This window comes from Gluconobacter sp. Dm-73 (assembly GCF_018256215.1).
Classification (GTDB): domain Bacteria; phylum Pseudomonadota; class Alphaproteobacteria; order Acetobacterales; family Acetobacteraceae; genus Gluconobacter; species Gluconobacter cadivus.
Genome location: NZ_JAERLW010000003.1, coordinates 309,290 through 335,425, shown reverse-complemented (window position 1 = coordinate 335,425; position 26,136 = coordinate 309,290). Strand labels below are relative to the sequence as shown.

At 61.7% G+C, this 26,136-nt stretch carries 27 protein-coding genes; 15 read left to right on the top strand and 12 right to left on the bottom strand.

Going from position 1 to position 26,136, the window contains the following annotated elements:
• Positions 1-23 precede the first annotated feature (23 nt).
• Positions 24-1,208, bottom strand: coding sequence for a methionine adenosyltransferase (gene metK, locus JK176_RS04955; RefSeq protein WP_099285788.1), 1,185 nt, complete (start codon positions 1,206-1,208; stop codon positions 24-26).
• A gap of 337 nt (positions 1,209-1,545) precedes the next feature.
• On the opposite strand from metK, the gene JK176_RS04950 reads away from it, so the two are divergent.
• Complete coding sequence (locus JK176_RS04950) at positions 1,546-2,334, top strand: SDR family NAD(P)-dependent oxidoreductase (RefSeq protein WP_211586717.1); 789 nt, start codon at positions 1,546-1,548, stop codon at positions 2,332-2,334.
• Positions 2,335-2,399: 65 nt separating this feature from the next.
• On the opposite strand, the gene dapB is transcribed toward JK176_RS04950, so the two are convergent.
• Positions 2,400-3,146, bottom strand: coding sequence for a 4-hydroxy-tetrahydrodipicolinate reductase (dapB, locus tag JK176_RS04945; protein WP_211586856.1), 747 nt, complete (start codon positions 3,144-3,146; stop codon positions 2,400-2,402).
• A gap of 25 nt (positions 3,147-3,171) precedes the next feature.
• Positions 3,172-3,609, bottom strand: a complete 438-nt coding sequence (locus JK176_RS04940) for a helix-turn-helix domain-containing protein (protein WP_211586716.1) — start codon at positions 3,607-3,609, stop codon at positions 3,172-3,174.
• Positions 3,610-3,700: 91 nt separating this feature from the next.
• On the opposite strand from JK176_RS04940, the gene JK176_RS04935 reads away from it, so the two are divergent.
• On the top strand, positions 3,701-4,306 hold the full coding sequence (locus JK176_RS04935) for an FMN-dependent NADH-azoreductase (RefSeq protein WP_211575103.1): 606 nt from the start codon (positions 3,701-3,703) through the stop codon (positions 4,304-4,306).
• 2 nt (positions 4,307-4,308) lie between these two features.
• Here JK176_RS04935 and hmpA read toward each other — a convergent pair whose 3' ends face one another.
• Complete coding sequence (gene hmpA / locus JK176_RS04930) at positions 4,309-5,490, bottom strand: NO-inducible flavohemoprotein (RefSeq protein ID WP_211586714.1); 1,182 nt, start codon at positions 5,488-5,490, stop codon at positions 4,309-4,311.
• Between the two features lie 80 nt (positions 5,491-5,570).
• Between hmpA and JK176_RS04925 the strand changes: the two genes are divergently transcribed.
• Entirely contained in the window at positions 5,571-6,038 is a 468-nt protein-coding gene (locus tag JK176_RS04925; RefSeq protein ID WP_194267057.1) for an Rrf2 family transcriptional regulator, read from the top strand.
• A gap of 99 nt (positions 6,039-6,137) precedes the next feature.
• Positions 6,138-6,992 carry a shikimate dehydrogenase gene (aroE, locus tag JK176_RS04920; RefSeq protein WP_211586712.1) on the top strand — a complete coding sequence of 285 codons (855 nt, stop codon included), beginning with the start codon at positions 6,138-6,140 and terminating at the stop codon, positions 6,990-6,992.
• Positions 6,993-7,066: 74 nt separating this feature from the next.
• Here aroE and dnaJ read toward each other — a convergent pair whose 3' ends face one another.
• Together dnaJ and dnaK are read right to left on the bottom strand one after the other, a co-directional pair.
• On the bottom strand, positions 7,067-8,209 hold the full coding sequence (dnaJ, locus tag JK176_RS04915; protein ID WP_211575106.1) for a molecular chaperone DnaJ: 1,143 nt from the start codon (positions 8,207-8,209) through the stop codon (positions 7,067-7,069).
• A 145-nt stretch (positions 8,210-8,354) separates the two neighbouring features.
• Complete coding sequence (dnaK, locus tag JK176_RS04910) at positions 8,355-10,259, bottom strand: molecular chaperone DnaK (protein ID WP_211586710.1); 1,905 nt, start codon at positions 10,257-10,259, stop codon at positions 8,355-8,357.
• Between the two features lie 270 nt (positions 10,260-10,529).
• On the opposite strand from dnaK, the gene JK176_RS04905 reads away from it, so the two are divergent.
• The 8 genes from JK176_RS04905 to murA all read left to right on the top strand — a co-directional run bounded on the left by JK176_RS04905 (position 10,530) and on the right by murA (position 18,838).
• Entirely contained in the window at positions 10,530-11,684 is a 1,155-nt protein-coding gene (locus tag JK176_RS04905) for a hypothetical protein (protein ID WP_211586707.1), read from the top strand.
• Positions 11,685-11,835: 151 nt separating this feature from the next.
• Positions 11,836-12,216: a glycerol dehydrogenase gene (locus JK176_RS04900; RefSeq protein WP_194261148.1), complete on the top strand. Its 381-nt coding sequence runs from the start codon at positions 11,836-11,838 to the stop codon at positions 12,214-12,216.
• Positions 12,216-14,435, top strand: coding sequence for a pyrroloquinoline quinone-dependent dehydrogenase (locus tag JK176_RS04895; RefSeq protein ID WP_211575108.1), 2,220 nt, complete (start codon positions 12,216-12,218; stop codon positions 14,433-14,435). Before JK176_RS04900 ends, JK176_RS04895 begins: the two co-directional genes overlap by 1 nt.
• Before the next feature lie 191 nt (positions 14,436-14,626).
• Positions 14,627-15,811: a glycosyltransferase family 4 protein gene (locus tag JK176_RS04890; protein ID WP_211586705.1), complete on the top strand. Its 1,185-nt coding sequence runs from the start codon at positions 14,627-14,629 to the stop codon at positions 15,809-15,811.
• Complete coding sequence (locus JK176_RS04885; protein ID WP_194261151.1) at positions 15,801-15,980, top strand: hypothetical protein; 180 nt, start codon at positions 15,801-15,803, stop codon at positions 15,978-15,980. Before JK176_RS04890 ends, JK176_RS04885 begins: the two co-directional genes overlap by 11 nt.
• Positions 15,981-16,004: 24 nt before the next feature.
• Positions 16,005-16,901, top strand: coding sequence for a DMT family transporter (locus tag JK176_RS04880; RefSeq protein WP_211586851.1), 897 nt, complete (start codon positions 16,005-16,007; stop codon positions 16,899-16,901).
• A gap of 89 nt (positions 16,902-16,990) precedes the next feature.
• Positions 16,991-17,542: a dCTP deaminase gene (gene dcd, locus JK176_RS04875; protein ID WP_099285777.1), complete on the top strand. Its 552-nt coding sequence runs from the start codon at positions 16,991-16,993 to the stop codon at positions 17,540-17,542.
• A 39-nt stretch (positions 17,543-17,581) separates the two neighbouring features.
• Positions 17,582-18,838, top strand: a complete 1,257-nt coding sequence (gene murA / locus JK176_RS04870) for a UDP-N-acetylglucosamine 1-carboxyvinyltransferase (protein WP_211586702.1) — start codon at positions 17,582-17,584, stop codon at positions 18,836-18,838.
• Between the two features lie 85 nt (positions 18,839-18,923).
• On the opposite strand, the gene JK176_RS04865 is transcribed toward murA, so the two are convergent.
• The gene (locus JK176_RS04865) at positions 18,924-20,399 is read right to left on the bottom strand and encodes a mannitol dehydrogenase family protein (protein WP_211586697.1); all 1,476 of its coding nucleotides are present in this window, start codon (positions 20,397-20,399) and stop codon (positions 18,924-18,926) included.
• Between the two features lie 221 nt (positions 20,400-20,620).
• Here JK176_RS04865 and JK176_RS04860 point away from each other — a divergent pair, with 221 nt between their 5' ends.
• Complete coding sequence (locus JK176_RS04860) at positions 20,621-21,097, top strand: GAF domain-containing protein (RefSeq protein ID WP_211586695.1); 477 nt, start codon at positions 20,621-20,623, stop codon at positions 21,095-21,097.
• A 25-nt stretch (positions 21,098-21,122) separates the two neighbouring features.
• On the opposite strand, the gene JK176_RS04855 is transcribed toward JK176_RS04860, so the two are convergent.
• From JK176_RS04855 to dinB, 3 genes are all read right to left on the bottom strand, one after another.
• Positions 21,123-21,677 (bottom strand): TIGR00730 family Rossman fold protein, encoded by a 555-nt coding sequence (locus JK176_RS04855; RefSeq protein WP_062107559.1) that lies wholly within the window; start codon positions 21,675-21,677, stop codon positions 21,123-21,125.
• A 32-nt stretch (positions 21,678-21,709) separates the two neighbouring features.
• The gene (locus JK176_RS04850; protein ID WP_211586850.1) at positions 21,710-22,903 is read right to left on the bottom strand and encodes an MFS transporter; all 1,194 of its coding nucleotides are present in this window, start codon (positions 22,901-22,903) and stop codon (positions 21,710-21,712) included.
• A gap of 116 nt (positions 22,904-23,019) precedes the next feature.
• A complete protein-coding gene (dinB, locus tag JK176_RS04845) occupies positions 23,020-24,111 on the bottom strand; it encodes a DNA polymerase IV (protein ID WP_249194199.1) in 1,092 nt (363 codons plus the stop codon).
• Positions 24,112-24,161: 50 nt separating this feature from the next.
• Between dinB and JK176_RS04840 the strand changes: the two genes are divergently transcribed.
• Positions 24,162-24,740, top strand: coding sequence for an NUDIX hydrolase (locus JK176_RS04840; RefSeq protein ID WP_211586692.1), 579 nt, complete (start codon positions 24,162-24,164; stop codon positions 24,738-24,740).
• A 78-nt stretch (positions 24,741-24,818) separates the two neighbouring features.
• Entirely contained in the window at positions 24,819-25,331 is a 513-nt protein-coding gene (locus tag JK176_RS04835) for a hypothetical protein (protein ID WP_194261157.1), read from the top strand.
• A gap of 3 nt (positions 25,332-25,334) precedes the next feature.
• Here the strand turns inward: JK176_RS04835 and JK176_RS04830 are convergent, their stop codons facing one another.
• Both JK176_RS04830 and JK176_RS04825 read right to left on the bottom strand, forming a co-directional pair.
• Positions 25,335-25,628, bottom strand: coding sequence for a putative quinol monooxygenase (locus JK176_RS04830; protein WP_194261158.1), 294 nt, complete (start codon positions 25,626-25,628; stop codon positions 25,335-25,337).
• An 81-nt stretch (positions 25,629-25,709) separates the two neighbouring features.
• Positions 25,710-26,087, bottom strand: a complete 378-nt coding sequence (locus tag JK176_RS04825; RefSeq protein WP_211586690.1) for a hypothetical protein — start codon at positions 26,085-26,087, stop codon at positions 25,710-25,712.
• Positions 26,088-26,136 lie beyond the last annotated feature (49 nt).

Genomic DNA, 26,136 nt, shown 5'->3' with positions numbered 1-26,136 from the left:
TTCTGCCAGATTACCGGTGAGACTTAGCGGTTCAGGGCGCCACGCAGCGTGGTGACCAGATCCGTCTGTTCCCAGGTGAAGTTGTCCAGAACCGGATCCGGCGCACGGCCGAAATGGCCGTAAGCGGAGGTCGGAACGTAGATCGGACGGTTCAGGCGCAGATGCTTGCGGATGCCGCGCGGGGAGAGGTCCACAACGTCGTTGAGGATCGCACCCAGACGGGCTTCGTCCACGTCCTTGCCCGTGCCGTCGAGGTCAACATAGACCGAGAGCGGCTTAGACACGCCGATGGCGTAGCTGAGCTGGATCGTGCAGCGGTCGGCCAGACCGGCGGCCACGACGTTCTTGGCGAGGTAACGCGCGGCATAGGCTGCCGAACGGTCCACCTTCGTGGGGTCCTTGCCGGAGAATGCGCCACCACCATGCGGGGCTGCGCCACCATAGGTGTCGACGATGATCTTGCGGCCCGTGAGGCCTGCGTCGCCGTCCGGTCCGCCGATGACGAAGTTGCCGGTCGGGTTCACATAGAACTCGTCTTCCGGGCAGTTCCAGCCTTCGGGCAGGATACCATTGACCACGTCGCGCAGCGTCTCACGGATCGTGTGCTGGCTCATGCCTTCGACATGCTGCGTGGAAATCACGACGGACGTGACGCCAACGGGCTTGCCGTCAACATAACGCAGTGTGACCTGGCTCTTGGCATCCGGCAGAAGGCCAACGCCACGGGCGTCGCCGCTCTTGCGGTAGTCGCGGATGCGCTCGAGGATCGTCTGCGCATAGAACAGCGGCGCAGGCATCAGGTGTTCGGTCTCGCGCGTGGCGTAGCCGAACATGATGCCCTGATCGCCAGCACCTTCGTCCTTGTCACCGGCACTGTCGACGCCCTGAGCGATGTCGGCGGACTGTGCGTGCAGGTAGGAGGTGATTTCGGCTTTCTTCCAGGAGAAACCTTCCTGGTCGTAGCCGATGTCCTTGATCGCTTCACGGGCGCGGTCGATCAGCGTGTCCTCGACCTCTTTGGGGCCGCGGACTTCACCGGCCAGGACGACGCGGTTGGTGGTGACCAGCGTCTCACAGGCAACACGCGCTTCCGGATCGGCCTGCAGATAGGCGTCCAGAACGGTATCGGAAATGCGGTCCGCCACCTTGTCGGGATGGCCTTCGGAAACGGACTCGGATGTGAAAAGGAAATCGCCGTGATTGCGCACTCAGGGACCTCGCAGGGAATGAGTGGTGAGAAGGGCCACAGTGTGCCTTGGCAGGCGGTCTGTGGCATTCAGGGAGGGGACGGCTTGGCGGAATTGGGCGCAAGGGTCAAGGGGCCGTGTGAGGTCTGAACGCGGTTTTCTGCGGAAAAGTCCGGAAAGCCGTCCTGAAATTGCAAAAAAAACCAGACGGATATTACGAAAAAGAGAGCGCTGGCCCCCGTTTCATTTTTCAACGACACCGGTCATGCTGCGTTTGTGTTCCCGTGACCGTCATGGCCCGTTAAAGGCGCCGCCCACGGTCGAGTCCGGGAAAAACAGAGAATTTGAGGCATTTGAAATGTCGAATCACTTTAGCGGTAAAGTCTGTCTCGTCACTGGTGCCGGTGGCAATATCGGTCTTGCGACCGCCCTCCGTCTGGCCGGGGAAGGGACGGCCATCGCCCTGCTCGACATGAACCGGGAGGCTCTTGAGAAAGCCGAAGCCGCCGTGCGGGAAAAGGGTGTCGAAGCCCGGTCCTATGTCTGTAATGTCACGTCCGAAGAGGCCGTGACCGAGACCGTGGAGGCCGTGGTGCGGGATTTTGGGAAGATCGACTTCCTGTTCAACAATGCCGGATATCAGGGCGCTTTCGCCCCGGTGCAGGATTACCCGTCCGAAGATTTCGCGCGTGTGCTGACGATCAACGTCACAGGTGCATTTCACGTCCTCAAGGCCGTCGTGCGGCATATGATCGCGCAGAATTACGGTCGTGTGGTGAACACCGCCAGCATGGCGGGCGTGAAGGGGCCGCCGAACATGGCCGCCTATGGTGCGTCCAAGGGGGCCATCATCGCCCTGACCGAAACGGCGGCGCTGGATCTTGCGCCCTACAACATCCGCGTGAATGCCATCAGCCCTGGTTATATGGGCCCCGGCTTCATGTGGGAGCGTCAGGTCGAGCTTCAGGCTCAGGTCGGAAGTCAGTATTTCTCCACCGACCCCAAAATCGTCGCCGAGCAGATGATCGGCAGCGTGCCGATGCGCCGCTATGGCGACATCAATGAAATCCCCGGCGTCGTGGCGTTTCTGCTGGGGGATGATTCCAGCTTTATGACGGGTGTGAATCTGCCGATTGCCGGTGGCTGAACGGGGGCAGTCCGGGCTCTGCCCGGGCCCGGCAGGGATCTTGATCCCTGCACCCTGATTGAGGTTCAGGGTTTGAGCGCGTCTGCCATTGTGTAGAGGCCTGCGGGGCGTCCGGCGAGCCATTTTGCGGCGAGCAGGGCGCCTCTGGCGAAGACCCTCCGGTCCAGCGCGCGATGAGACAGGGTGATCTGTTCGTCCGCCGCCATCAGGACGAGATCATGTTCGCCCACGATCTGCCCGCCGCGCAGGGACGCGAATCCGATTGCCCCGGCCGGACGCAGACCGTTCTGGTCGGTTCGGGCCACATCCTCGAATGCGACTCCGCGCCCCTCCGCCACAGCCTTACCGATCGCCAGCGCTGTGCCGGAGGGTGCGTCCAGCTTCTGGCGGTGATGGACTTCCAGAATTTCCGCATCATAATCCGGCAGGCCCGCGCCAAGCTGCCGGGCCAGTTCCAGAAACAGCGTCAGCGCCGGGGAGAAATTGGCGGCCTGAAGCACGGGAATATGCTGCGCCGCTGCGTTCACGGCATCCTGCGCGCCACGATCAAGGCCCGTCGTTCCCAGAACCCACGCACATCCGCTCTGCGCGAAGGCCGCCGCATGGGCCGGGACAGTGGTGGCGTGGCTGACGTCAATCACGACATCGCAGTTTCTGGCGAGCGTGGCAGGATCGGTCGTGATGTTGCGTGAGGCATCTGCCGTGCGGGAGAGGCCGCCTGCGAGGGCGTTTCCGGCTTCCTCGGCGCAAAGGGTGCCAAGTCGGCCCGTGATGCCGGCAATACCGATACGGGGGGTGGAAATCAGGGTCATGATGGGGGCCTTGCGTGCGAAAATATCAGAGATCGGCGTCAAGCCGGGCGTCAAAGCGGGCGCGGGCCGCCTCGATTTCGGGGCGGTTCGACATGGCCCACTGACCGAAGGCCTCCGTCAGCGTCCAGAGCGATTCCCCGAGCGTCGTGAGTTCATAATCCACGCGCGGCGGAGTCGTGGGGGTGACGGTCCGCAGGACGAGGCCGTCGCGTTCCAGATTGCGGAGGGTGAGCGTCAGCATTCGCTGCGAAATTCCGTCGATCGCGCGGCGCAGTTCGCTGAAACGGTGCGGTCCACGTCCGAGCGATTTGACGATCAGGATGCTCCATTTGTCCGTCGTGCGGGCGAGAATGGAGCGGATGACGGCACAGGCACTGCTGTCCTGCGCGCAATCCAGAGGCGTCGTACCCGGCTTTACGGACAGTTTCGGGGGAAGGGTGGTGTCACTGACGCGAACATCCATGTGCCTATGGCTCCGGAATGTGCCTTCTTGCGGCGGGGTTCAAAGGTTCCTTATCTGGTGCTGGTTACGATCAGGAACCGGAAAGATCAAAATGAAACTTCTTCACATCGATTCCAGCATTCTTGGTGACAGCTCCGCCAGCCGTCAGGTCAGCGCTGCTGCCGTCGCCCAGTTTCGCAAGAAAGATCCGTCCGTCGAGGTCATTTCCCTCGATCTCGCCAGCGATCCGCTGCCGCATCTCGACGTCGAAGCCCTGTCATGGCTCGGCAAGGAACTGACGCCGGATGTGTCGGCCCGTCCCGAACTGGTTGCCAGCGCCAAGGCTCTGAGCGACTTCAAAGCTGCGGATGTCGTCGTCATCGGTGTGCCGATGTACAACCTGTCGATTCCCAGCCAGCTCAAATCCTGGGTCGACCGTATCATGGTGGCGGGCCAGACCTTCCGCTATGGCCCGTCCGGCATTGAAGGTCTGGCCAAGGGTAAGACAGTCGTGCTCGCCGTGGCGCGTGGCGGCCTGTATGGTGAAGGCTCGCCCGCAGCCTCCTTCGAGCATCAGCTCAGCTACCTGAAATCCGTTTTCACCATGATCGGCATTACGGACATCACCGTGATTGAAGCCGAAGGTCTCGCCACCAATGGCGGCGCTGACCGTGCCCGCATCCTGTCGGACGCGGAACAGAAGGCCAGCGCGCTCTAAAGTCAGTCCGTTACGCCGGTATCCGGTCCAAACGTCTCGTAACGCAGGCGGTTGGCCGGAACTCCGGCGCCCGGCAGGCCCTGCACCATGTCGCGCATGAAGCCTGTCGGGCCGCAGAGATAGGCCGAGACGCCATCCGGCAGCTGCTCTGCGACCCAGGCGGCGGTCGGGTGTCCGTCTTCTGAAGTCAGACGCGTCACGACCCGGATGCGCCCTGCCGTGTTGTGGGACAGTTCTGCCAGACGCGCCGCGAAGGGCGCGGTTTCGGTGGAGTGGGCCACCTGTACGACCTGAACAGGCGTCGTGACGTCTGGTCCGGCCAGTGTTTCCAGCATTCCGATCATGGGTGTGATGCCGATCCCGGCGCAGATGAAGCCCAGCGGTCCTTCGATTTTTTCCGGCAGGACGAAATTGCCCGCAGGCGGTGAAAGCAGGAGTTCCGTGCCGACGCAGGCGTTGCTGTTCAGCCAGCCTGAAACAACGCCGTTCTGAACATGACGCACGCTGATGCGATAGCCCGTCCGGTTGGGACTGGAAGTAATGCTGTAATTGCGGCGGGTCCGGCCATGGCCCGGAATGTCCAGATCAACACCCAGATACTGACCCGGAACGGCGCTGATGACCGGCTTTCCGTCCACAGGCTCAAGTTCGAGTGACGTGACGGTCGCGCATTCTGCCGTGGCGCGCGCGATGCGGAAAGCCCGCCAACCCGTCCAGCCTCCTTCGGTATGGGCGCTGCTGTCGTAAAGCTGATGCTCGCGACCGATCAGGATATCGGCCAGTGCCCAGTAGGCCCTGCCCCAGGCATCAAGGATTTCCGGCGTTGCGGCATCGCCCAGAACGGCTGAAATCGCGCCGAGCAGAGCTGTTGCGACATGCGGATAGTGTTCGGGCTGGATTTCGAGGCTGACATGTTTCTGGGCGATCCGTTCGACCGCCCCGCCCAGCACGCCCAGATTGTCGATATTTTTCGCATAGGCCAGCACGGCCATGGCCAGCGCGCGGGGCTGCATTCCTGTCGACTGATGGGTCGGATCGAACATTTCCGCAATCGCCGGATCGGCCAGAAGACGACGATACATTTCGGATGTGATGGCCACACCATGCGCTTCAAGTGCCGGGATGGTGGCCTTGATGATGGCGATGACCTCTGGCGTGAGGCTGCGGTCGGCGGAAGTGGACATGAGCGGTCCCCTAAAAGGTGTATATAAAATACATCTTTATAAACGTGACCTGATCCTGTCAATCTGGCAGAGGAGTCGCCATGCGTCTGACACTGCACACTGACTACGCCCTGCGCGTGCTGATCCATCTGGGGATTCACCATCCGGGCGCCCATGCCTCACGCCGTGTTTCCATCCGTGAGATCGCGCAGGCTTATCGTATTTCTGAAAACCATTTGGTGAAGGTGGTCCATCGTCTGGGGCAGGGCGGTTTCGTCACCACCGTCCGTGGACGGGGCGGCGGGCTGGAACTCGCGCGGCCGGCTGCGGAAATCAACGTGGGCGCAGTCGTGCGCTTTACCGAAGACGACATGGCGCTGGTGGACTGCGAAGGCCGTAACAGCACGGATGGACGGCCCTGCGTGCTGTCTCCGGCCTGTGTGCTGCGGAGCGTACTGGGCGATGCGCTGGGCGCGTTCCTGGCGGTTCTGGACGGCTATACGCTCGCCGATCTGCTGACGGGACGGGAGGCGGCCCTTCTGGGTCTGATTGTGCCCGTCGACGACTGAGACAGAAAATTGGGGATTTCCGGAATGTGAATGGACCTTCTGCGCTCTCGTGCGTCATGTCGTGTGAACGCAAGACTGCACAGATCCGAGGAGCCTCTCATGAGCCAGCAGAATTTCCGCAGCATCCTGACGGGATCGTTCTCGACACCCTGCGACGACAACCCGACCGTCGCCATGATCGAGGCCGCCTATCAGCACCACGACATCGATGCCCGCTACATCAACTGTGACGTCAAGGCCGAGGGTCTGAAGGAGGCCGTAGCAGGCGCGCGGGCCATGGAATGGGTCGGGTTCAATTGTTCCCTGCCGCACAAGGTCAAGGTGATCGAGCATCTGGACGAAGTGGCCGAATCCGCCCGGATCATCGGGGCCGTGAACTGCGTCTCCATCCGCGATGGCCGTCTGATCGGCGACAATACGGACGGCAAGGGCTTTCTGGCCTCTCTCAAAAAGGTCACCGACCCGTCCGGCAAGAAGGTCCTGCTTCTGGGAGCAGGTGGGGCCGCACGCGCCATTGCCGTGGAACTGGGTCTGGCCTCTGCCGCCCATATCACCGTCATGAACCGCGATCCGAAGAAAGCCGAGACCATCGCCGCCCTCGTCCGGGACAATACGTCGGCCAAGTCGGATGTTCAGGCCTGGGACGGTGATGCCAGCGTGCCGGAAGACGTGGACATTCTGATCAATGCGACATCCATCGGTCTGGGCGATTCCGAAACCATGCCGCCTCTGAAGGTCGAAACTCTGCGTAAGGGCCTGATCGTCGCGGATGTGATCCCGAACCCGCCCAGAACGCGTCTGCTGCGCGAAGCGGAAGGCAAAGGTTGCACCGCGCTGGACGGGCTTGGCATGCTGGTCAATCAGGGCGTGATCTGCGTGGAACACTGGCTGGGCAAGACGCTGGATGCCGGGGTGATGGAAAAGACCCTGAAGGATATTTTCGGCGCGGCCTGATATAAAAAACTGACATAAAAAACCCCGGTGCCTTCAGGAAGGGCACCGGGGTTTTTTTGTAAGCCTGCCGAGGATCAGCGGCCGTCGAAGAAGTCGCGGACCTTGGCGAAGAAACCGCTGCTTTCAGGGCTACCCTTGGCGTGGTCGTCCCCGGCTTCCTTCTCGAATTCTTCAAGAAGTTCGCGCTGGCGCTTCGTCAGATGGCTCGGCGTTTCGACCGAGACCTGAATATACATGTCGCCGCGTGCTGAAGACCGCAGGACCGAGAAACCCTTGCCGCGCAGACGGAATGTCTCACCCGTCTGGGTTCCGGCAGGAATGCGGACCTTGCTTCGACCACCATCCACAACCGGCACTTCCACTTCCGTACCCAGAGCCGCCTGTGTCATGCGCAGCGGAACGCGGCAATAGATGTTCGCACCGTCGCGCTGGAAAATGTCATGCGACAGGACGGAAATGTGGACATACAGATCGCCCGGCTGCACGCCTTCGCCGCCAGCTTCGCCCTTGCCCGCCATGCGGATGCGGGTGCCGTCCTCGACACCGGCCGGGATGTCGATGCTGATGGTCTCGGTCTTCGCCTGCGTTCCCGTGCCGTGACAGACCTTGCACGGATTGGCGACGGTCCGTCCCGAACCATGACAGGTCGGGCAGGGGCGCTCGACGAGGAAAAAGCCCTGCTGCGCCCGGACCTTGCCCGCGCCGTGACAGGTCGGGCAGGTGGTGCTGCCCGCCTTGGGATCAGCCGAACCCGAACCGTGGCAGGATTCACAGGCCACGCGGGTGCGGACCTCGACATCCTTCTTCACGCCCGTGAAGGCTTCCATCAACGTGATTTCGACCTGAACCTGGACATCCGCCCCGGTCCGGCGTCCACCACCCCGACGGCCGCCCATCATGTCTCCGAACATCTGGTCGAAGATGTCGCCCAGACCGCCCGCACCGGCAAAACCGCCGCCGAAGCCGCCCCCCATTCCGCCCATGCCACCTTCGAAGGCATCATGGCCGTACTGGTCATAGGCCGCGCGCTTCTGCGAGTCCTTCAGGACATCATAGGCTTCGTTGATTTCCTTGAACTTCTGCTCGGCGGCGTCATCACCCGGATTGCGATCGGGGTGGTAACGCATGGCCTGCTTGCGGAAGGCTTTTTTCAGCTCGTCCGGCGAGGCTGTGCGGGAGACTTCAAGGGATTCGTAATAGTCGATTTTGATGGCCATGTTCGGTCCTTAGGGGGCGTTCCGGAAGGCGGTCCCTGTTATGGGCCGGAAAAACAAGAATGGCGCCCACCCCCTTGCGGGAACGGGCGCCCTCGGAAAACAGGGCCGGACGGAGCGTTGCGCTCCATCCGGGAAAGTCACCCGATCAGTGCTTCTTGTGGTCGTCTTCGAGGTCTTCGAAGTCGGCATCGACGACGTTGTCGTCTTTCTTTTCAGCTTCCGGAGCAGCAGCGCCTTCAGCACCCTGACCGGCCTGATAGACAGCCTGACCAACCTTCATGGCAGCCTGCGTCAGCTTCTCGCTGGCAGCCTTCAGGGCGTCGAGATTTTCGCCACCCAGAGCGTCGCGGGCTTCGGCAATAGCGGCTTCCGCTTCGGACTTATCAGTCGCCGGAACCTTGTCTCCACCTTCGGTGATGGACTTCTCGGTCTGGTGAATGAGGCTTTCCGTGCTGTTGCGCAGCTCGACCAGTTCGCGCTTGGCCTTGTCGGCGGTTGCGTTGGCTTCCGCGTCCTTGACCATGCGGTCGATGTCGGAGTCAGACAGACCGCCAGAGGCCTGGATCTTGATCTGCTGTTCCTTGTTCGTGGCCTTGTCCTTGGCGGACACGTTCACGATGCCGTTGGCGTCGATGTCGAACGTGACTTCGATCTGCGGCACGCCACGCGGCGCAGGCGCAATGCCCTGAAGGTCGAAGTTGCCCAGCAGCTTGTTGTCAGCCGCCATCTCACGCTCGCCCTGATAGACCTTGATGGTCACGGCGTTCTGGTTGTCTTCGGCCGTGGAGAAGGTCTGGCTCTTCTTGGTCGGGATCGTCGTGTTGCGGTCGATCAGACGGGTGAACACGCCACCCAGCGTTTCGATACCCAGCGACAGCGGCGTCACGTCGAGGAGCAGAACGTCCTTGACGTCACCCTTCAAGACAGCCCCCTGAACGGCAGCACCGATAGCGACCACTTCGTCAGGATTGACGTTGCGGGCCGGTTCCTTACCGAAGAATTCCTTAACCGTCTCGATGACCTTCGGCATACGCGTCATGCCGCCAACGAGAATGACTTCGTCGATCTCGCTCGGGGAGACGGACGCATCCTTGATGGCTGCGCGGCACGGGCCGAGTGTGCGCTGCACCAGATCATCGACGAGGCTTTCCAGCTTGGCGCGGGACAGCTTGACGACGAGGTGCTTCGGGCCGGAGGCATCGGCCGTGATGAACGGCAGGTTGATCTCGGTCTCCTTGGAAGAAGACAGCTCGATCTTAGCCTTTTCGGCGGCTTCCTTGAGGCGCTGCAGGGCGAGTTTGTCGCCACGCAGGTCGATGCCCTGCTCTTTCTTGAACTCGTCGGCGAGGAAGCCGATGATGCGGTTGTCGAAGTCTTCACCGCCCAGGAACGTGTCGCCGTTCGTGGACTTCACTTCGATCACGCCGTCGGAGATCTCGAGGATGGAGACGTCGAACGTGCCACCGCCAAGGTCATAAACGGCCACCGTGCCGGAATCACGCTTGCCAAGGCCATAGGCGAGGGCTGCTGCGGTCGGCTCGTTGATGATACGCAGGACTTCGAGGCCGGCGATCTTGCCAGCGTCACGGGTGGCCTGACGCTGGGCGTCGTTGAAGTAGGCCGGAACCGTGATGACGGCCTGCGAGACGGTCTCGCCGAGATAGCTTTCGGCGGTTTCCTTCATCTTGCCCAGAACATAGGCTGCGATCTGCGACGGGGCATACTTCTCGCCGCGGGCTTCGACCCATGCATCGCCATTGTCGCCACGGACGATGCCGTACGGCACCATTTCCTTGTCCTTCTGGACGGTCGGATCGTCGTAACGACGGCCGATCAGGCGCTTGACGGCATACAGTGTGTTGGCGGGGTTGGTGACAGCCTGACGCTTCGCGGCCTGTCCGACGAGACGCTCACCCTTGTCGGTGAAAGCGACCATGGACGGCGTCGTGCGAGCGCCTTCGCTGTTTTCGATCACCTTGGTTTCGTCACCCTCGCGTACGGCGACGCAGGAGTTGGTGGTACCAAGGTCAATGCCAATGACTTTGCTCATGTAAAATCAGTCCTCTCAGCGGTCCGTCCCGGCCCTGTCAGGCACCGGATCGAACCCTATTGACGTCCCCAGACCCTCACGGGCCTGTGTTTCGACTACTGATCTAGGCAAGGCTGGAAGGTGTTTCAAGCACTTCGACGACACATTTCGTCGAGAATCTTGTCTCGCCGGGTCCTGAAAGGAAAGATGGCGGTTTCAGATATGCGCATCGCCCTTTAGTAAGGTCGGGCCTTCCGCTTTGCCTGCCAATGGGACAGTCTTCACACAGCCATGCCGAATCCTTCCTATTTTCGTGCCACGCTGCTGGCTGCCCTGACCTGTCTTTCCGCAATCGGGCTCTCTGCCTGTGGTCCGATGGGCCCGGGAAAGCTGCGTAACGACCAGCTCGAATACTCCCGCGCGCTGGGGGATACCCAGAAGCACGAGATGCTGCTCAACATCGTGCGACTACGCTATGCCGATCCGCCGACCTTCCTCGATACAACACAGGTGATTGCGGGCTACAGCGTCTCCAAGAGCGTCAGCGGCGGTTTCTATGCCTATCCGGCAACGGCGGTTGGGAACTATCTGTTCGGCACAGGGACGATGTCGCTGGGGGAAAGTCCGACTTTCACCTATCAGCCCGTCACCGGGCAGCAATACGCCGAAAACGTGGTCCGGCCGATCTCGCCGACCGTCATTATGCCGCTCAGCCTTGGCGGGCTGCCGATCGACACGCTGCTGCGTCTGACGGCGCAGTCCATTGATGGCCTGTCCAATGTGCGGGGCCTCGGCGCGGGACCGTTTGGCGGCGGGTCCGTACGGTTCTATCTGCTGCTGCATGATCTGAGGCAGCTTCAGGTTGCGGGGGCCATGACCATCCGCATCACGACCGATCCGGCGACGCCGACGGACAGCAAGAAGAACGGTGGCAAGTCAGATAATAATGGTGGTGGTAATGGCGGCGGCCCGGGTCCTGAGCGGTCCTATCTGGTTCTGACGTCCACCTCGGAAAGCAATCTGCTCGCGATTCAGGCCGAAGTGCGTCGTCTGCTGCATCTCGATCCGACGGCGGAAGAGGCCGAAATCGTTTATGGGCCTTATCCCAAGCATCCGGGCCAGATTGCGATTCTGACGCGTTCGATGCTCGCGATGCTCACGCAGCTTGCCTATGAGGTCGAGGTTCCGGAAGGCGATATCAAGGCCGGTCGCACCCCGCCAACGATCGGGCAGGTCGGAATTGAAAACCGGCCGGAAGTCGTGATCCATTCGAGCAAGGACGAGCCGGACGGCCCTTATGCCGCCGTCAGTTATCACAATGCGTGGTTCTGGATCAGTGACCGGGATTTCCAGAGCAAACTGGCCTTTACGATGGTGCAGGTTCTGGCGGCCCTTGCGGCGACCAATCATACGGGTGGCGCGGTTGTCACGATTCCGGCTGGGTAATTGGAATAACGTTTATTTGAATTCACCATAATGAAACTGTATTCGCACACGGTTTTGTTAGAATAAAACAGGGGAATATTGCAAAAGAGCCGTAGCTTTCCTGAAAGTCCGGAATTACCGTCCGGGGTATCAGTGCAGGAGGCTTTCACCGATGCCAAATACTTATGGCAACAGAACCCTGACCGAGTGGCTCACGCTCGTGCTCGGGGTTGTTATCGTTCTGGTGGGGCTGTTCTTTGTTATCGGCGGGGCTCAACTCGCGATGCTGGGCGGCTCCGTCTATTATCTGATCTGTGGCGTCGTGCTGGTTGCCAGCGGCGTGTTCATGGTTCTGGGCCGTACGCTTGGCGCCTTCCTTTATCTGGGCGCGCTGGCTTACACATGGGTCTGGTCGCTGTGGGAAGTGGGTTTCAGCCCGGTTGATCTTCTGCCACGCGATTTTGGCCCCACGCTGCTGGGTATCCTCGTCGTTCTCACCATTCCTGTTCTTCGCCGACTGGAAACCCGCCGCACCCTGAGGGGAGCCGTCTGATGCGCAGATCCCATCTTCTCGCCACCGCAGCCTGCGTCACGCTGGCCTGTGCTCCCCTGGCTGCCAACGCCCAGTTTGCTCCTGCCGGAAGTGGCGGTTCGCCCACGGCTTCCGTTCCCGGCCCCGGCAATGCCGACGAGCCGACGGCAACGACTCCTGCCAGTACGAGCCGCTTCTCCGGTCCGTCTCCCTATGCGCCGCAGGCTGCGGGCGTGAATGCTGCCAATCTGCCGGATATCGGGTCCATGGACCCGAACGACGTTCCGCAGATGGTGCCGCAGCAGAGTGCTGCTCCCGCGCAGGGAGACTGGTCTGCCTATGGCCGTGATGACAGCCAGACGCGCTATTCGCCGCTGTCGGAAATCACGCCGCAGAACGCCGACCAGCTCAAGGTTGCTTTCGTCTATCACACGGGCAGCTATCCGCGTCCGGGACAGACGAACAAATGGGCTGCCGAAACCACGCCGATCAAGGTGGGTGATGGCCTCTACATGTGTTCGGCACAGAACGACATCATGAAGCTCGACCCGGCGACGGGTAAGGAGATCTGGCGTCACAACATCAACGAGAAATATGAAGCCATTCCCTACACCGCCGCGTGTAAGGGTGTGACGTATTTCACGTCCTCGCAGGTGCCGGAAGGCCAGCCCTGCCACAATCGTATTCTCGAAGGCACGCTCGATATGCGTCTGATCGCGGTTGACGCCGCGACCGGCAATCTGTGCGAAGGCTTCGGGCATGGCGGTCAGGTCAACCTGATGCAGGGCATGGGCGAGTCCGTCCCCGGCTTCGTGTCCATGACGACGCCGCCGCCGGTTGTGAATGGTGTGGTTGTGGTCAACCACGAAGTCCTCGACGGTCAGCGTCGCTGGGCGCCGTCGGGTGTAATCCGTGGCTATGACGCCGAAAGCGGAAAATTCCTGTGGGCCTGGGATGTGAACAATCCCAACGATCACAGCCAGCCGACGGGCAACAACCATTACAGCCGTGGTACGCCGAACTCTTGGGCTGCGATGACCGGCGACAATGCGCTCGGCCTCGTTTACGTCCCGACCGGAAACTCGGCTTCGGACTATTACAGTGCGCTGCGTAGCCCTGAAGAAAACAAGGTGTCCTCGGCAGTTGTTGCCATCGACGTGAAGACAGGCGCGCCGCGCTGGGTCTTCCAGACGGCTCACAAAGATGTCTGGGACTATGACATCGGCTCGCAGGCGACGCTGATGGACATGCCTGGCCCGGATGGCCAGACCGTTCCGGCGCTGATCATGCCGACCAAGCGCGGTCAGACCTTCGTGCTCGATCGTCGTGACGGCAAACCCATCCTGCCGGTCGAGGAGCGTCCTGCTCCGTCTCCGGGTGTGATTCCGGGCGATCCGCGTACGCCGACGCAGCCCTGGTCCACGGGAATGCCCGCCCTGCGCGTGCCGGATCTGAAAGAGACGGACATGTGGGGCATGTCTCCGCTTGACCAGCTCTTCTGCCGTATCAAGTTCCGCCGTGCGAACTATACGGGCGAGTTCACCCCGCCGAGCGTCGACAAGCCGTGGATCGAATATCCGGGCTATAACGGCGGCAGTGACTGGGGCTCCATGTCCTATGATCCGCAGAGCGGCATCCTGATCGCGAACTGGAACATCACCCCGATGTACGACCAGCTCGTGACCCGCAAGAAGGCTGACCAGCTTGGCCTGATGCCGATCGACGACCCGAACTACAAGCCGGGTGGTGGTGGAGCCGAAGGTAACGGCGCCATGGACGGCACGCCTTATGGCATCGTCGTGACCCCGTTCTGGAACCAGTACACGGGCATGATGTGCAACCGTCCGCCCTACGGCATGATCACGGCCATCGACATGAAGCATGGTCAGAAGGTGCTGTGGCAGCACCCGCTGGGAACGGCCCGCGCCAATGGTCCTTGGGGTCTGCCGACAGGTCTGCCATGGGAAATCGGCACACCGAACAATGGTGGTTCGGTCGTGACGGCTGGTGGTCTGGTGTTCATCGGTGCGGCTACGGATAACCAGATCCGCGCCATCGACGAACACACCGGCAAGGTGGTCTGGAGCGCGGTTCTGCCGGGCGGCGGACAGGCCAACCCGATGACCTACGAGGCCAATGGTCACCAGTACGTCGCCATCATGGCGGGTGGACATCACTTCATGATGACGCCGGTTAGCGACCAGCTCGTGGTTTACGCCCTGCCCGATCACAAGGGCTGATAAAACCGGGAGCTGCGGCTCCCGATACAGGCGGAAGGGGTGGTTTTCGTGCCGGAAATGGCACGGAGGCCGCCCCTTTTGTCGTTCAGGGCGATCGTTTTTCATTTTTCGGGTGGGAAGGGGAGGCAGACCCGGCTACAGGCTGTTTTCATCTGAAAATACCCTTCCGGAACAGGCTCCGCAGAACCCTCATGACCGACCGCTCTCCCGTCATCCTTCAGGTTCTTCCGGCGCTGGGCACCGGCGGTCTGGAGCGCGGGGCTGTTGAGGTTGCCGCCGCCATCACTCAAGGAGGCGGGACCGCGATTGTGGCTTCGCGTCCGGGGCGTCTTCTGGTGCAGCTCCGTCATGCGGGCGGGCGGCATATCGCGCTTGATCTGAAGAAAAAATCCCCTTTCGCCGTTCTGCGTCGGGCGCGGGATCTTCAGGCGATTATCCGGCGTGAAGGCGTGGATCTGGTCCATGCGCGCTCGCGGATTCCGGCCTGGGCAGCGTGGATCGCGTGCCGCCGAGAGAATATCCCGCTCGTGACGACGTGGCACGGCGTGCATGAGGCGACATGGTGGGGCAAGAAACTCTATAATTCCGTGCTGGCGCGGGGCGTGCGCGTCATCGCCATTTCGGAGTTCATTGCGAACCGTTTGCGGAGCGAATACGGCGTGCCGGAAAGCCGTCTTCGTGTCATTCCGCGTGGGGCAGACCCGCAGGAGTTCGAACCCGGCGTGATTTCCGGTGAGCGCGTGCAGAAACTTGCTGAAGCCTGGGGTGTGTTGCATGGTGAAGACGTCATTTTCATGCCCGCCCGGTTGACGGAGTGGAAAGGGCAGGGCGTTCTGATTGAGGCGCTGGCGCTCTTGCGGGATCGGGCGGATACAGGATGGATCTGCGTTCTGGCGGGGCCGGAGGGTGACCGGAAGTTCTCGCGTCGATTGCAGCAGCGCGTGCGGGAACTTGGTCTTGAGGATCGTGTCCGGTTTGCCGGAACCTGTACGGACATGCCTGCGGCCTGTGATCTGGCGACTGTTGTCGTAGCGCCCTCGCTTCGGCCAGAACCGTTCGGGCGGACGTTGGTGGAAGCGCAGATGATGGGCCGTCCGGTGATCGGCACGGCGCAGGGGGCCATGATGGAAACGATCCTGCCCGGGGAGACGGGTCTGGTCGTGCCGCCCGGTGATGCGGAGGCGTTGGCCGAGGCCCTTAAAACCATCCTGCTCATGGACTGGGACATGCAGGACCGGATGATGGACAAGGCCCGCACCCATGCCGTCGCCCATTATACGACAGCGCTGATGCAGTCCCGCACGCTCGGTGTGTATGACGAGCTTCTGGGCACCCGTCTGCGGACGACATTCGAGGAACAGAACCATGACCGGTAAGGACGCAAAACCCACGGAGCAGATCATCCGTGACCGCGCTGCGGCCGCAAAGGAAGAGCGGGAAAGCCGCGAGGCCAAGGCGCTACGGGCCAATCTGATGCGCCGCAAACAGCAGCAGCGTGCGCGTCCGCAGGATGAGGCTCCCTCATCCGCTCCCGACGAGCGCTGAGAGCCCGTGAAACGCAAGTTTCCCATGCCGTCCCCAGAGGAGCTGGCGCTGACGGGCGTGACAGTATTGTGGGGTGGGACCTTCCTCGTGCTGCATACCGCCATGCAGCATTGCGGACCGCGGTTTTTCGTTTTTGTCCGGTTCATGATGGCCGCAGTTTTCGTCGGCCTTCTGGCCGGGCGGAAACTGCTGGATTTCAACCGGCGGGAAATCTGGGCCGGAACCTTGATCGGCGTTACTCTGGCGACCGGCTATGTGTTGCAAAGTGCGGGATTGCACGACATCACCAGCAGTCGTTCTGCCTTTATTACGGCGCTCTACGTTCCGCTGGTGCCGATCTTTCAATGGGCGTTCCTGCGCCGGGCGCCGCATCTCATGAGTTGGCTCGGGATCGGTCTGGCATTCGCAGGATTGGTCTGTCTGGCCGGACCGGCGGCGCTGTCGCTGTCTTTTGGGCGCGGTGATCTGCTGACACTGTGTGCCGCGATTGCGATTGCGATCGAGATTGTCCTGATCAGCCTTTATGCGCGAGGTGTGGACAGTCTGCGCATAACGGTCATGCAGCTTTTCGCGGGTAGTCTGTTTGCCGGGCTGATGGTCCCGGTTTCAGGGGAAGTGCTTCCGGCCTTTTCATGGGTCTGGATCGCCTGTGCGCTGGCTCTGGGTGGGTTGAGTGCGCTGGTGCAGGTCGTGATGAACTGGGCGCAGAAATCCGTTTCTCCCACAAAAGCAGCCGTGATCTATGCCGGAGAGCCCGTCTGGGGCGGGCTTGTGGGATGGATGGCAGGCGATCATCTGCCTCCTGCGACGCTGCTGGGAGCTGTGCTGATCGTGGGTGGCGTGCTGACCAGTGAGTTGCGTCCGCAGTGGCTGGAAGCCCTGCTGGGCCGTTCGTCACAGGTGCTCACGAAAAATGACTGATCTGACACATTGCGTGATTGGGCGTCGCTCGCTAGAGCAGGTGGGTTAGACGCACGGCGATTTCTGTCGCCCCGCTCAGGAGTGCTTTCATGCCCATCATGCCCGACACATGGATTCGCCAGATGGCCCGGGAAAAAGGCATGATCGAGCCGTTCGTGGAGGCCCAGAAGCGCGAGGGCGTCATTTCCTACGGCCTGTCATCCTATGGCTATGATGCGCGCGTGGCCGATGAATTCAAGATTTTTACGGATGTGGACAGCGCCATCGTCGATCCGAAGAATTTTGCCTCCAACAGTTTCGTGACCCGTACAGGGGACATCACCATCCCGCCCAACAGCTTCGCGCTGGCGCATACGGTCGAGTATTTCCGCATCCCGCGTGACACGTTGGTGGTGTGTCTCGGCAAGTCCACCTATGCGCGCTGCGGCATCATCGTGAACGTCACGCCGCTGGAGCCGGAATGGGAGGGGCAGGTCACGATCGAGATCAGCAACACCACGCCGCTGCCCGCGCGGATCTATGCGAACGAAGGCATCTGCCAGTTCCTGTTCTTTCAGGGCGCCAGCCCCTGTGAGGTCAGCTATGCCGACCGTGCCGGAAAATACATGCGCCAGTCCGGCGTCACCACGCCCCGCCTCTAACCCTCCGCTTCTCAAGGCCCGTTTCTCAAGGATCGCACCATGGACCGTTTCATCATTCGCGGTGGCCGCCGCCTGACAGGCGAAATCGAGATCGGGGGGGCCAAGAACTCTGGCCTCAAGCTCATGGTTGCGGGGCTTCTGACGTCCGAGCGGCTGGTGCTGTCCAATGTTCCGGGCATCGCGGATATCCAGACGATGCGCGACCTGCTGCTGGGGCTGGGCATTGCGGTTGAAGACGTCGGGCCGCGCACGCTGTCCATTGGTGGCGAGATCGGCTCCGTCGAGGCGCCGTATGACATCGTCTCCAAGATGCGGGCTTCCATTCTGGTGCTGGGGCCGCTTCTGGCGCGGGCGCGGGAAGCTAAGGTCTCGCTGCCCGGTGGCTGCGCCATTGGTACGCGTCCTGTGGATATGCATCTCAAGGGGCTTGAGACGCTGGGGGCCGTGATCCGTCTGGAAAACGGCTATATCAATGCGACCGCGCCGGACGGGCTGAAGGGTGACAGGATCATCCTGTCGTTCGCCAGCGTAGGCGCGACCGAGAACCTGCTGATGGCCGCAACGCTGGCGAAGGGGCGCACCCATATCGTCAACGCCGCGCGTGAGCCGGAAATCAGCGATCTGGTGCATTGTCTCAACGCCATGGGCGCGCAGATCACGGGCGAAGGCTCGGGCACGCTGGTTATTGACGGTGTGGAGAAGCTGCACGGCGCGCATTATGCCGTCATGCCGGACCGCATCGAGTGCGGCACCTATGCCTGCGCGGCTGGCATTACAGGTGGTGATCTGCTGCTCGTGGGCGGACGGGCCGATGATCTGGGGGCCGTGATCCGCACGCTTGAGGAAACGGGCGTCGAGGTCGTTGAAGAGGCGCGTGGTCTGCGCGTGCGTCGCAACGGTACGCTTCAGGGTGTGGACATCATGACCGAGCCGTATCCCGGTTTCCCGACGGATATGCAGGCGCAGTTCATGGCGATGCTGTCCGTGGCGGAAGGGGCGTCCATGATTACCGAGACGATCTTTGAGAACCGCTTCATGCATGTTCCCGAACTCAACCGCATGGGTGCGCGCGTGAACGTGCATGGCCGCTCCGCCATTATCCGTGGCGTGTCGAAGCTGTCGGGTGCGCCAGTGATGGCGACCGATCTGCGGGCGTCCTTCTCGCTGATCCTCGCGGGTCTGGCAGCGGAAGGCGAGACGCAGCTCAGCCGCATCTATCATCTGGACCGGGGCTATGAAGGCGTGGACCGCAAGCTCGCCGCCTGCGGTGCCGATATCGCCCGCGTCTCGGACTGATTTGGATAAAAGTTTTTGGGTTCCGCCTTTTTTCAAAAAGGCGGAGATCTTTGAAGCTTTTTGAAAAAAGCTTCACCAAAAACTTTTATCCGTTTGTGACCAGATCCTTCAGGACGGCTGCTGTGCCGCGTGTTTTCAGGTCTTCGCGGGTCTGGATGAAGCGCGTGAGGAACTCGGCGGAGTCTTCAAGGCCCCATCCGGCGAACACGCTCATCTCCAGCGCCTTGGCCGGGTTCGGGTCCAGCGCCAGAGCACGGTCGTCGGCGCTCAGGCGGGGTTCGGTGACGGCAAAGCTGGCCTGTACGTCATCGCGGCCTACCAGATAGGCACAGTAGCAGGCGAGGCCAAAGGCGATGCGGCGCGGGTCCTGCGCGTTTTTCAGAACGTCCTCCGCCGTGGCGCGCAGGAAGACCGGCAGCTTAGATGTGCTGTCGGACGTGATACGCAGAAGCTGGTCGCTGACGGCATGGTTGCGGAACCGCTCCAGAAGCTGGGCGGCATAGTCCGACAGGCCGATGCCCGGAGGGGCCGTCAGTTGTGGTGCGACGTCGTGGCGCAGGAACTGCTCCAGCAGGGCAGCGAGATGCTCGTCGCCCATGGCTTCATCGACCAGCCGGTATCCCATCAGCACGCCGGGCAGCGCCAGCATGGAATGGGATGCGTTCAGCATCCGCAGTTTGACCTGTTCGTAAGGCTCGACATCGTCCGTGAACAGAACGCCGACCTGTTCCCAGGCCGGGCGTCCGGCGGGGAAGTTGTCTTCCACGACCCACTGGATGAAGTCTTCGCAGAACACCGGAACGCGGTCTTCGATGCCGCTCTGGGCATTGAGGCGCGCCACGTCGGCGGGATGAACGGCCGGGGTGATGCGATCGACCATGCAGGACGGGAACGCCACTTCGGCTTCGATCCACGCCGCCAATTCCGCGTCCCGCAGGCGCGCGAAGGACAGCACGGCATTGCGGGCGACATCGCCATTCGCAGGCACGTTGTCGCAGGACAGGATGGTGAAGGGCGCGATTCCGGCGTCCCGGCGCTGGCGCAGGGCTTCGGTCATCATACCGAAGGCCGTCTGCGGGACCGGGCGGTGCAGGTCTTCGGCGATGGTGGGGTGTTCGGTCATGAATCGGCCCGCCTCGTCCATGTAATAGCCGCCTTCGGTGATGGTCAGGCTGACGATGCGGATGGCGGGGTCCGTCAGGCGCTTCAGAGCGGCCTCGCGGTCGGCGGGGGCATGGATGTATTCGACCAGCGACTTGACGACGCGGACCGTATCGGGACGGTTCGGCGGGCAGGCGCGCAGGGTGTAGAGGCCGTCCTGTGCGTGCAGGGCCTCGGCCTTTGCCACTTCGCCGGGAAGGTCCATCAGGCCCATGCCCACGATGCCCCAGTCGGACTGCCCCGGAAGGGCCAGAGCGCGGTCTGTATAGACGGCCTGATGGGCACGGTGGAAGTTGCCGACACTGAGATGAACAATTCCGGGTGTGACGTTTGCCCGATCATAGGGCGAGGTCAGGATGGAGTCCGGCAGAGTCGGAAGGGTCTGGGATGTCAGGATCATGGAAAGGATCTTTCAGACGAAAGGACCGGCTTCTTTTAGAAGTCTCTTCATTTGAAGAAACTGTTTTTTATTTTGTGAATAATTTCTAATAATTCTCGCAGACCCGGGAGCATTACGGGAAACGAACGCTTTTCTATTAAAAATGGCGTCCTTTCGCGTTTTTTCCGATCTGACCTATGATCGGCGGTCCTAATCTTCTGTTTTTGCAGGACTGTCTTTTTATGAGTGCTCCCATCCATCGCCTGAGCGTTGACGAGCTTGTTCCGATGGTGCGGTCCGTCGTGTCGACCGAGACGGACATGATCGCCAACATGGCCAATATCGCGGCCCTGCTGTTCGAGGCCCTGCCGCAGATCAACTGGTCAGGATTCTATCTCTGGAAAGAGGCGGAACAGCAGCTTGTATTGGGGCCGTTTCAGGGGCGGCTGGCCTGCACGCGGATTCCGCTGGGCCGGGGCGTGTGCGGGACGGTTGCGCAGAACCGCGAGACGCTCGTGGTTCCGGACGTCCATGCGTTTCCCGGCCATATCGCCTGTGATGCGGCATCGGAGTCGGAAATCGTGCTGCCGGTCGTGGTGGGTGGCGCGCTTGTGGGCGTGCTGGACATCGACAGCCCAGTGAAGGACCGGTTTTCAGACGCGGACCGTGTGCGGCTGGAAGAGGTTGTCGCGCTGCTGGTGGCAACGCTGGAAGGGTGAGCGGGGACGCGCCCCGCTCCAAAACTTAGGCCGGGACGTTGACGGAGAGGTGTTCCATCAGTTCCGGCACGTCCTGCACAACCGTGAACAGACGGCGGGCGGACGGGTCGGCAAAACCCTGATCGACGGCCGCATTCAGCGTGTCGACCAGTGATGTGGCCCAGCCGCCGATATTGACGATATAGATCGGCTCCTGATGCAGGCCGAGCTGCTTCCAGGTCATGATTTCCATGAGTTCGTCGAAGGTGCCGAGGCCGCCGGGAATAATGGCGTAGGCGTCGGAGAGTTCGAACATGCGGGCCTTGCGGGTGTGCATGTCGGGTGTAACTTCAAGCTGCGTGACGCCTTTATGCATGACTTCACGGGCATGGAGGAATTCGGGGATGACGCCGATGACCTTGCCACCTGCTTTGAGTGCTGCATCCGCAACCGTGCCCATCAGCCCGACATGCCCGCCGCCATAGACCAGCGTGATTCCGTGTTGCGCCAGAGCCGTTCCGATCTCTGTTGCCCCTTCAGCGTAAGCGGGGGAGTTGCCGAAGCGGGAACCACAGAAAACGGCGCAGGAACGAATGATCATGTCGGGTCCGTGTCAGTTGAAGCAAGGATCTGTCAGGAAATCCGGCGGCCCAGCGAACGGCTGATCAGCACACCGCCCAGACAGCAGACTGCGGTGGTGGCGAACATCGTTCTGTAGCCCGCGAACTCGATGACCTGTCCAAGAAACAGCCCCGAGAACGCGATGGCAAGATCAATGAAGATGGAATAGGCGCCCAGTGCCGCCCCGCGGTTCTCCGGACCGGCACTATTGACGGCCAGAACGCCGAGTGCGGGGAAGAGCAGGGAGAAGCCTGCTCCCGTCAGCGCGGCCCCGACGAGGGCTGCGAACGGCGTCTGGAACAGGCCGAGCGTGGCGAGTCCCAGCGCTTCCACCAGCAGCGAGACGATCGCTACGAACACGCCGCCACGGATCGCAATCTGTGAGGCGAAGAAAAACCGGATGACGACGAAAATGAACCCGAAAACCGCCAGTGCGGTTGCCGCGCCCTCCCAGTGCAGGACGGAGTAATAAAGGGCCAGAAACGACGAGATGGCGCCAAATCCGATGGACCCTGCTGCCAGCGCCGATCCATGCGGCAGAACGAGTCTGAGGGCGCGCGAAAAAGCGATGGGCTTGCTGGTCGCGGGAAGGGGTTCGACGGCGGGATAAAATCCGATGATCGCAAGGCCGAACAGGGGCAGCGCCGCCGAGAGGATACCGACCGAGACCAGCCCGCCATAAGGCGCGGCCAGCAAAGACAGTTTCGCGCCAACCGGTGCGCCCAGCGCGATTCCGCCATAGGAGCAGATGCCGTTCCATGAAATGGCGATGGCGGTGTTTTCGGCCCCGGCGCGGCGAATGTTCCAGACGATCACCCCGGTCGCGGCCCAGCTTTCCGCCCAGCCCAGCATCAGGCGGCTGGAGAGCAGCACTCCCAGAGACAGCAGCGGCGTTGCGGCCAACAGCCCGGACCCTGCAAGCAGCAGGCCCGACAGAACGCAGGTGACAAGTCCGCCGATGACGACGGGTTTGGGGCCGATCCGGTCCACCAGTCGTCCGGCGGAGGGGCGTGCGGCGAAGGTCGCGAAATACTGGAGCGAGAACGTGATGCCTGCGACGGTGGTACTGTAGCCCAGCCGTTGATGGACGAAAATCGCCAGAACAGCATTAGGCAGGCCGATCACGATATAGACCAGCAGATTGAACAGGACGACGGCAAGAACGCGTTTCGTCGGTGAGGCCGCCGACGTTTCCTGCGCGGTCATGGCTCTGCTCTCCTGAGGCTTGTCTGTGAAAAGATCCCCCATGGCATAGGCCAGATGACGGGTGCCGTCACGAGGGCGGCCCTGTCTTTGGGTCATAAATTCCGCGTGGAGGGCGCTTATGAGGGGTCGGGCGCGTCTCGGAACAGCAGTTCCATCTGGTCGGACGACGTGGGGGCGGGGGCATGAAAGCCCGAAAGGGTCAGGCCCAGCAGACGGACGCCCGGCACAAAAGGAAACAGCGGCATCATGAGGCTCTGGCCCGTTTGCAGCAGGACCTCTTCGGACGGAACCGGCGCAGGCAGGGTGCGGGCGCGGGTAATCTGGCGGAAATCGGCGTATTTGACCTTCAGCGTTACGGTCCGGGCCTGAAGCTGGCGCCGTTGGAGGCTGCCCCACAGCTTGGCGGCGATCTGCGTCAGGGCCATGTGTGCGTCGGGTTCGGAGGTCAGATCCTGAAGATAGGTCTGCTCGGTTCCGAGGGATTTGCGCTCCCGGTTCACAACGACGGGACGATGATCAATGCCGCGTGAGATGCCGTAATAGAACGCCGCCGCCTTGCCGAAATGCCGGGTCAGGGTTTCGATGTCGTGTGTCCGCAGGTCCGCGCCTGTCTCGATCCCGAGGGCACGCATTTTCCGGGCGGTGGCCGGACCGATACCGTGAAACGCATCCACGGGCAGCGCTGCGACGAACTCCGGCCCCATGGCGGGCGTAATCACGAACAGCCCGTCGGGCTTGCGGTAATCCGAGGCCAGCTTGGCCAGAAACCGGTTGTAGGACACGCCAGCCGAGGCGGTCAGGCCGGTTTCGGCGTGGATATCCGCGCGGATGCGGTCCGCGACCAATGTGGCCGAGCCATAAGCGCCCAGATGGTCCGTCAGGTCCAGATAGGCTTCATCGAGCGACAGCGGCTGGATCAGCGGTGTGTAGCGAGAGAAAATGTCATGAATCTGGGCCGAAACAGCCCGATAGACATCAAAGCGTCCCGGGACGAACACAAGCTCCGGGCAGAGGCGTTTGGCCGTAACCGATGGCATGGCCGATCGGACGCCGAAGCGCCTTGCCTCATAGCTTGCGGCTGCGACCACGCCCCGCGCTTCGCCCCGCCCAACCGCGAGCGGACGGCCGCGCAGGGAGGGGTCGTCCCGCTGTTCGACAGACGCGTAAAATGCGTCCATGTCGATATGCACGATCCGGCGTTGCTCCATGATGTGAGTGTCGCCGATTCGAAAGAACGAAACAAGATCAGGAGCCGTCCATGAGCACCGATAAGACCATCGAAGACGCCCGCAGGGACGCCGGTTTCCAGACGCTTTCGACCCGGCTTGCCTACAGCAATCCCTGGACCGCGTTGCGTGAGGATATCATCGTCCATCCCAACGGAAAGCAGGGCCTGTATGGCATCGTGGAGCGGGGCGAGTTCGTCGTGATCCTTCCGCTGCATGCTGACGGGAAGGTCACGCTGATCCAGCAGTTCCGCTACCCGGTGGGCGAGCGGCTTCTGGAGCTGCCGATGGGCATGTGGGAGACGAAAGAGAACGTCGATCCGGTCGAACTTGCGCTCGGCGAGCTTCGCGAGGAAACCGGACTGCGCGCCGGCGAGATGATCCATGTCGGTACGATGTATCAGGGCGCCGGGTACTCGAACCAGAAGGGACATGTCTTTCTGGCCCGCAATCTGACGCGTGGCGAGACGGAGCTTGAGGCGACGGAAGAGGACATCACCTGCCACGACATGACGCTGGAGGCGTTCGAGACCATGATTCGTGAAGGCGAACTGAAATGCATGGTCTCGCTGGCCGCGTTTGCTCTGATCCGGGCAAAAGGCCTGATCTGAGGCAACCTGCCCGGAAATTACGGAACTTGAGACATCTCTGGGGCGCTATCGGAGACCGAGAATATTACGAAGGTCCCGATGGACGACACCGCATCACCGTCCCCCGATACCAGTCAGATCGTCGCGCAGGGACATCCGACCGATAACGAGCTTCTGGCTTTTTACCGCTCGGAAATCCGGTTCGAGACCGAAGTCGTGAATGGGCGTCTTCAGGCCCTTTTGGGGTCGCAGGCGTTTCTGGTCATCGCTTATGCGACGGCCATGACCGGCTCCACAAAACGATGGGGCGACAGCATGGTGCTTCTGCTGCCGCCCCTGTTTTCGCTACTGGGATTCGTGCTGGCGCTGATGGCTCTGCCGGGCATCCGCGCGGCTTATGCCGCGATCGGAAAATGGGAGGGCAAGCAGCGCCATCTCCACACCCGAAGCCCGGGGCTGACCGATTTTACGTTGGCTCCGAACGAGGACGAGACCCGCGACATGATGCGCCGCGCCCAGCGTGGGGCCCTGTTCGCCCATCAGGCCCCGTTCATTTTCATGATCGCCTGGGCGATTTTCGGGTTCATCCCGTTCTATCTGTATCTGAAATAGCGGTCAGATCACCGCGTCCAGAAACACAACCTCCGATCCGCCGCCTTCGACCAGCGGCGTGATCGTCTGGTTGAAGACCTTACCGTGTTCGGTGGCCATATGGGCGGCGAAGGCCGCGTCGTCCCGGTAGGTTTCTTCCACATGGAACAGGTCGGGGTCCGAGGCGAGCGTATAGACCTTGAAGCGCTCGCAGCCGGGTTCGGCGCGGACGTCTTTTGCCAGCGCCGTCAGCAGGCCGCGCAGGGTTTCGCGCTGTCCGGGAAGGGCCTTGAGCGTGGCGTAAAGGGTCTTGGGCATGGCGGAGAGCCTTGTGGTGGTTGAGAATGGTGCATCATTGACCCGCCGGAGCCACTCCGCAAAGGCAAAGCTGCGTGAGGGTCAGGGCTTTTCCAGCAGCGCCTTGCAGCGCATCCACGACATGCGGTCCCGGAAGACGAACAGGACGTAATAATCCAGCTCGCGGCTGCGGGTTTTTGTGGTGCGGGTATAGAAGGGATAGACGTCGAACGGTCCCTGAAGCCCGATGGGTGCAGGTTCCGACGGCAGGACGCAGTTGACGCGGAACAGCGGCATATAGACCGCATCGTCGCCGGGATTGCGCCGGACATGCCACAGATTGCGCCGGAATTTCCTCAGTCGTTCCGGTAGGAGGAAGACCATCGATTTTTCGATGAATCCCGTCCCGAAATGCTCCGGCCGGTAATAACGCATGTCCTCGGGCATGTTGCAGAAATTGGGATGGTCCTGAACGATCATGGACCATCCTTTACGGCATCGGTGCAGGCGTTGGGAGAGGCGCGTCCTG

Coding starts and splice junctions, on each gene's coding strand:
- JK176_RS04950 (WP_211586717.1), top strand. CDS start 1,546: ATGTCGAATCACTTTAGCGGTAAAGTCTGTCTCGTCACTGGTGCCGGT.
- dapB (WP_211586856.1), bottom strand. CDS start 3,146: ATGACCCTGATTTCCACCCCCCGTATCGGTATTGCCGGCATCACGGGC.
- JK176_RS04940 (WP_211586716.1), bottom strand. CDS start 3,609: ATGGATGTTCGCGTCAGTGACACCACCCTTCCCCCGAAACTGTCCGTA.
- JK176_RS04935 (WP_211575103.1), top strand. CDS start 3,701: ATGAAACTTCTTCACATCGATTCCAGCATTCTTGGTGACAGCTCCGCC.
- hmpA (WP_211586714.1), bottom strand. CDS start 5,490: ATGTCCACTTCCGCCGACCGCAGCCTCACGCCAGAGGTCATCGCCATC.
- JK176_RS04925 (WP_194267057.1), top strand. CDS start 5,571: ATGCGTCTGACACTGCACACTGACTACGCCCTGCGCGTGCTGATCCAT.
- aroE (WP_211586712.1), top strand. CDS start 6,138: ATGAGCCAGCAGAATTTCCGCAGCATCCTGACGGGATCGTTCTCGACA.
- dnaJ (WP_211575106.1), bottom strand. CDS start 8,209: ATGGCCATCAAAATCGACTATTACGAATCCCTTGAAGTCTCCCGCACA.
- dnaK (WP_211586710.1), bottom strand. CDS start 10,259: ATGAGCAAAGTCATTGGCATTGACCTTGGTACCACCAACTCCTGCGTC.
- JK176_RS04905 (WP_211586707.1), top strand. CDS start 10,530: ATGCCGAATCCTTCCTATTTTCGTGCCACGCTGCTGGCTGCCCTGACC.
- JK176_RS04900 (WP_194261148.1), top strand. CDS start 11,836: ATGCCAAATACTTATGGCAACAGAACCCTGACCGAGTGGCTCACGCTC.
- JK176_RS04895 (WP_211575108.1), top strand. CDS start 12,216: ATGCGCAGATCCCATCTTCTCGCCACCGCAGCCTGCGTCACGCTGGCC.
- JK176_RS04890 (WP_211586705.1), top strand. CDS start 14,627: ATGACCGACCGCTCTCCCGTCATCCTTCAGGTTCTTCCGGCGCTGGGC.
- JK176_RS04885 (WP_194261151.1), top strand. CDS start 15,801: ATGACCGGTAAGGACGCAAAACCCACGGAGCAGATCATCCGTGACCGC.
- JK176_RS04880 (WP_211586851.1), top strand. CDS start 16,005: ATGCCGTCCCCAGAGGAGCTGGCGCTGACGGGCGTGACAGTATTGTGG.
- dcd (WP_099285777.1), top strand. CDS start 16,991: ATGCCCATCATGCCCGACACATGGATTCGCCAGATGGCCCGGGAAAAA.
- murA (WP_211586702.1), top strand. CDS start 17,582: ATGGACCGTTTCATCATTCGCGGTGGCCGCCGCCTGACAGGCGAAATC.
- JK176_RS04865 (WP_211586697.1), bottom strand. CDS start 20,399: ATGATCCTGACATCCCAGACCCTTCCGACTCTGCCGGACTCCATCCTG.
- JK176_RS04860 (WP_211586695.1), top strand. CDS start 20,621: ATGAGTGCTCCCATCCATCGCCTGAGCGTTGACGAGCTTGTTCCGATG.
- JK176_RS04855 (WP_062107559.1), bottom strand. CDS start 21,677: ATGATCATTCGTTCCTGCGCCGTTTTCTGTGGTTCCCGCTTCGGCAAC.
- JK176_RS04850 (WP_211586850.1), bottom strand. CDS start 22,903: ATGACCGCGCAGGAAACGTCGGCGGCCTCACCGACGAAACGCGTTCTT.
- dinB (WP_249194199.1), bottom strand. CDS start 24,111: ATGGAGCAACGCCGGATCGTGCATATCGACATGGACGCATTTTACGCG.
- JK176_RS04840 (WP_211586692.1), top strand. CDS start 24,162: ATGAGCACCGATAAGACCATCGAAGACGCCCGCAGGGACGCCGGTTTC.
- JK176_RS04835 (WP_194261157.1), top strand. CDS start 24,819: ATGGACGACACCGCATCACCGTCCCCCGATACCAGTCAGATCGTCGCG.
- JK176_RS04830 (WP_194261158.1), bottom strand. CDS start 25,628: ATGCCCAAGACCCTTTACGCCACGCTCAAGGCCCTTCCCGGACAGCGC.
- JK176_RS04825 (WP_211586690.1), bottom strand. CDS start 26,087: ATGATCGTTCAGGACCATCCCAATTTCTGCAACATGCCCGAGGACATG.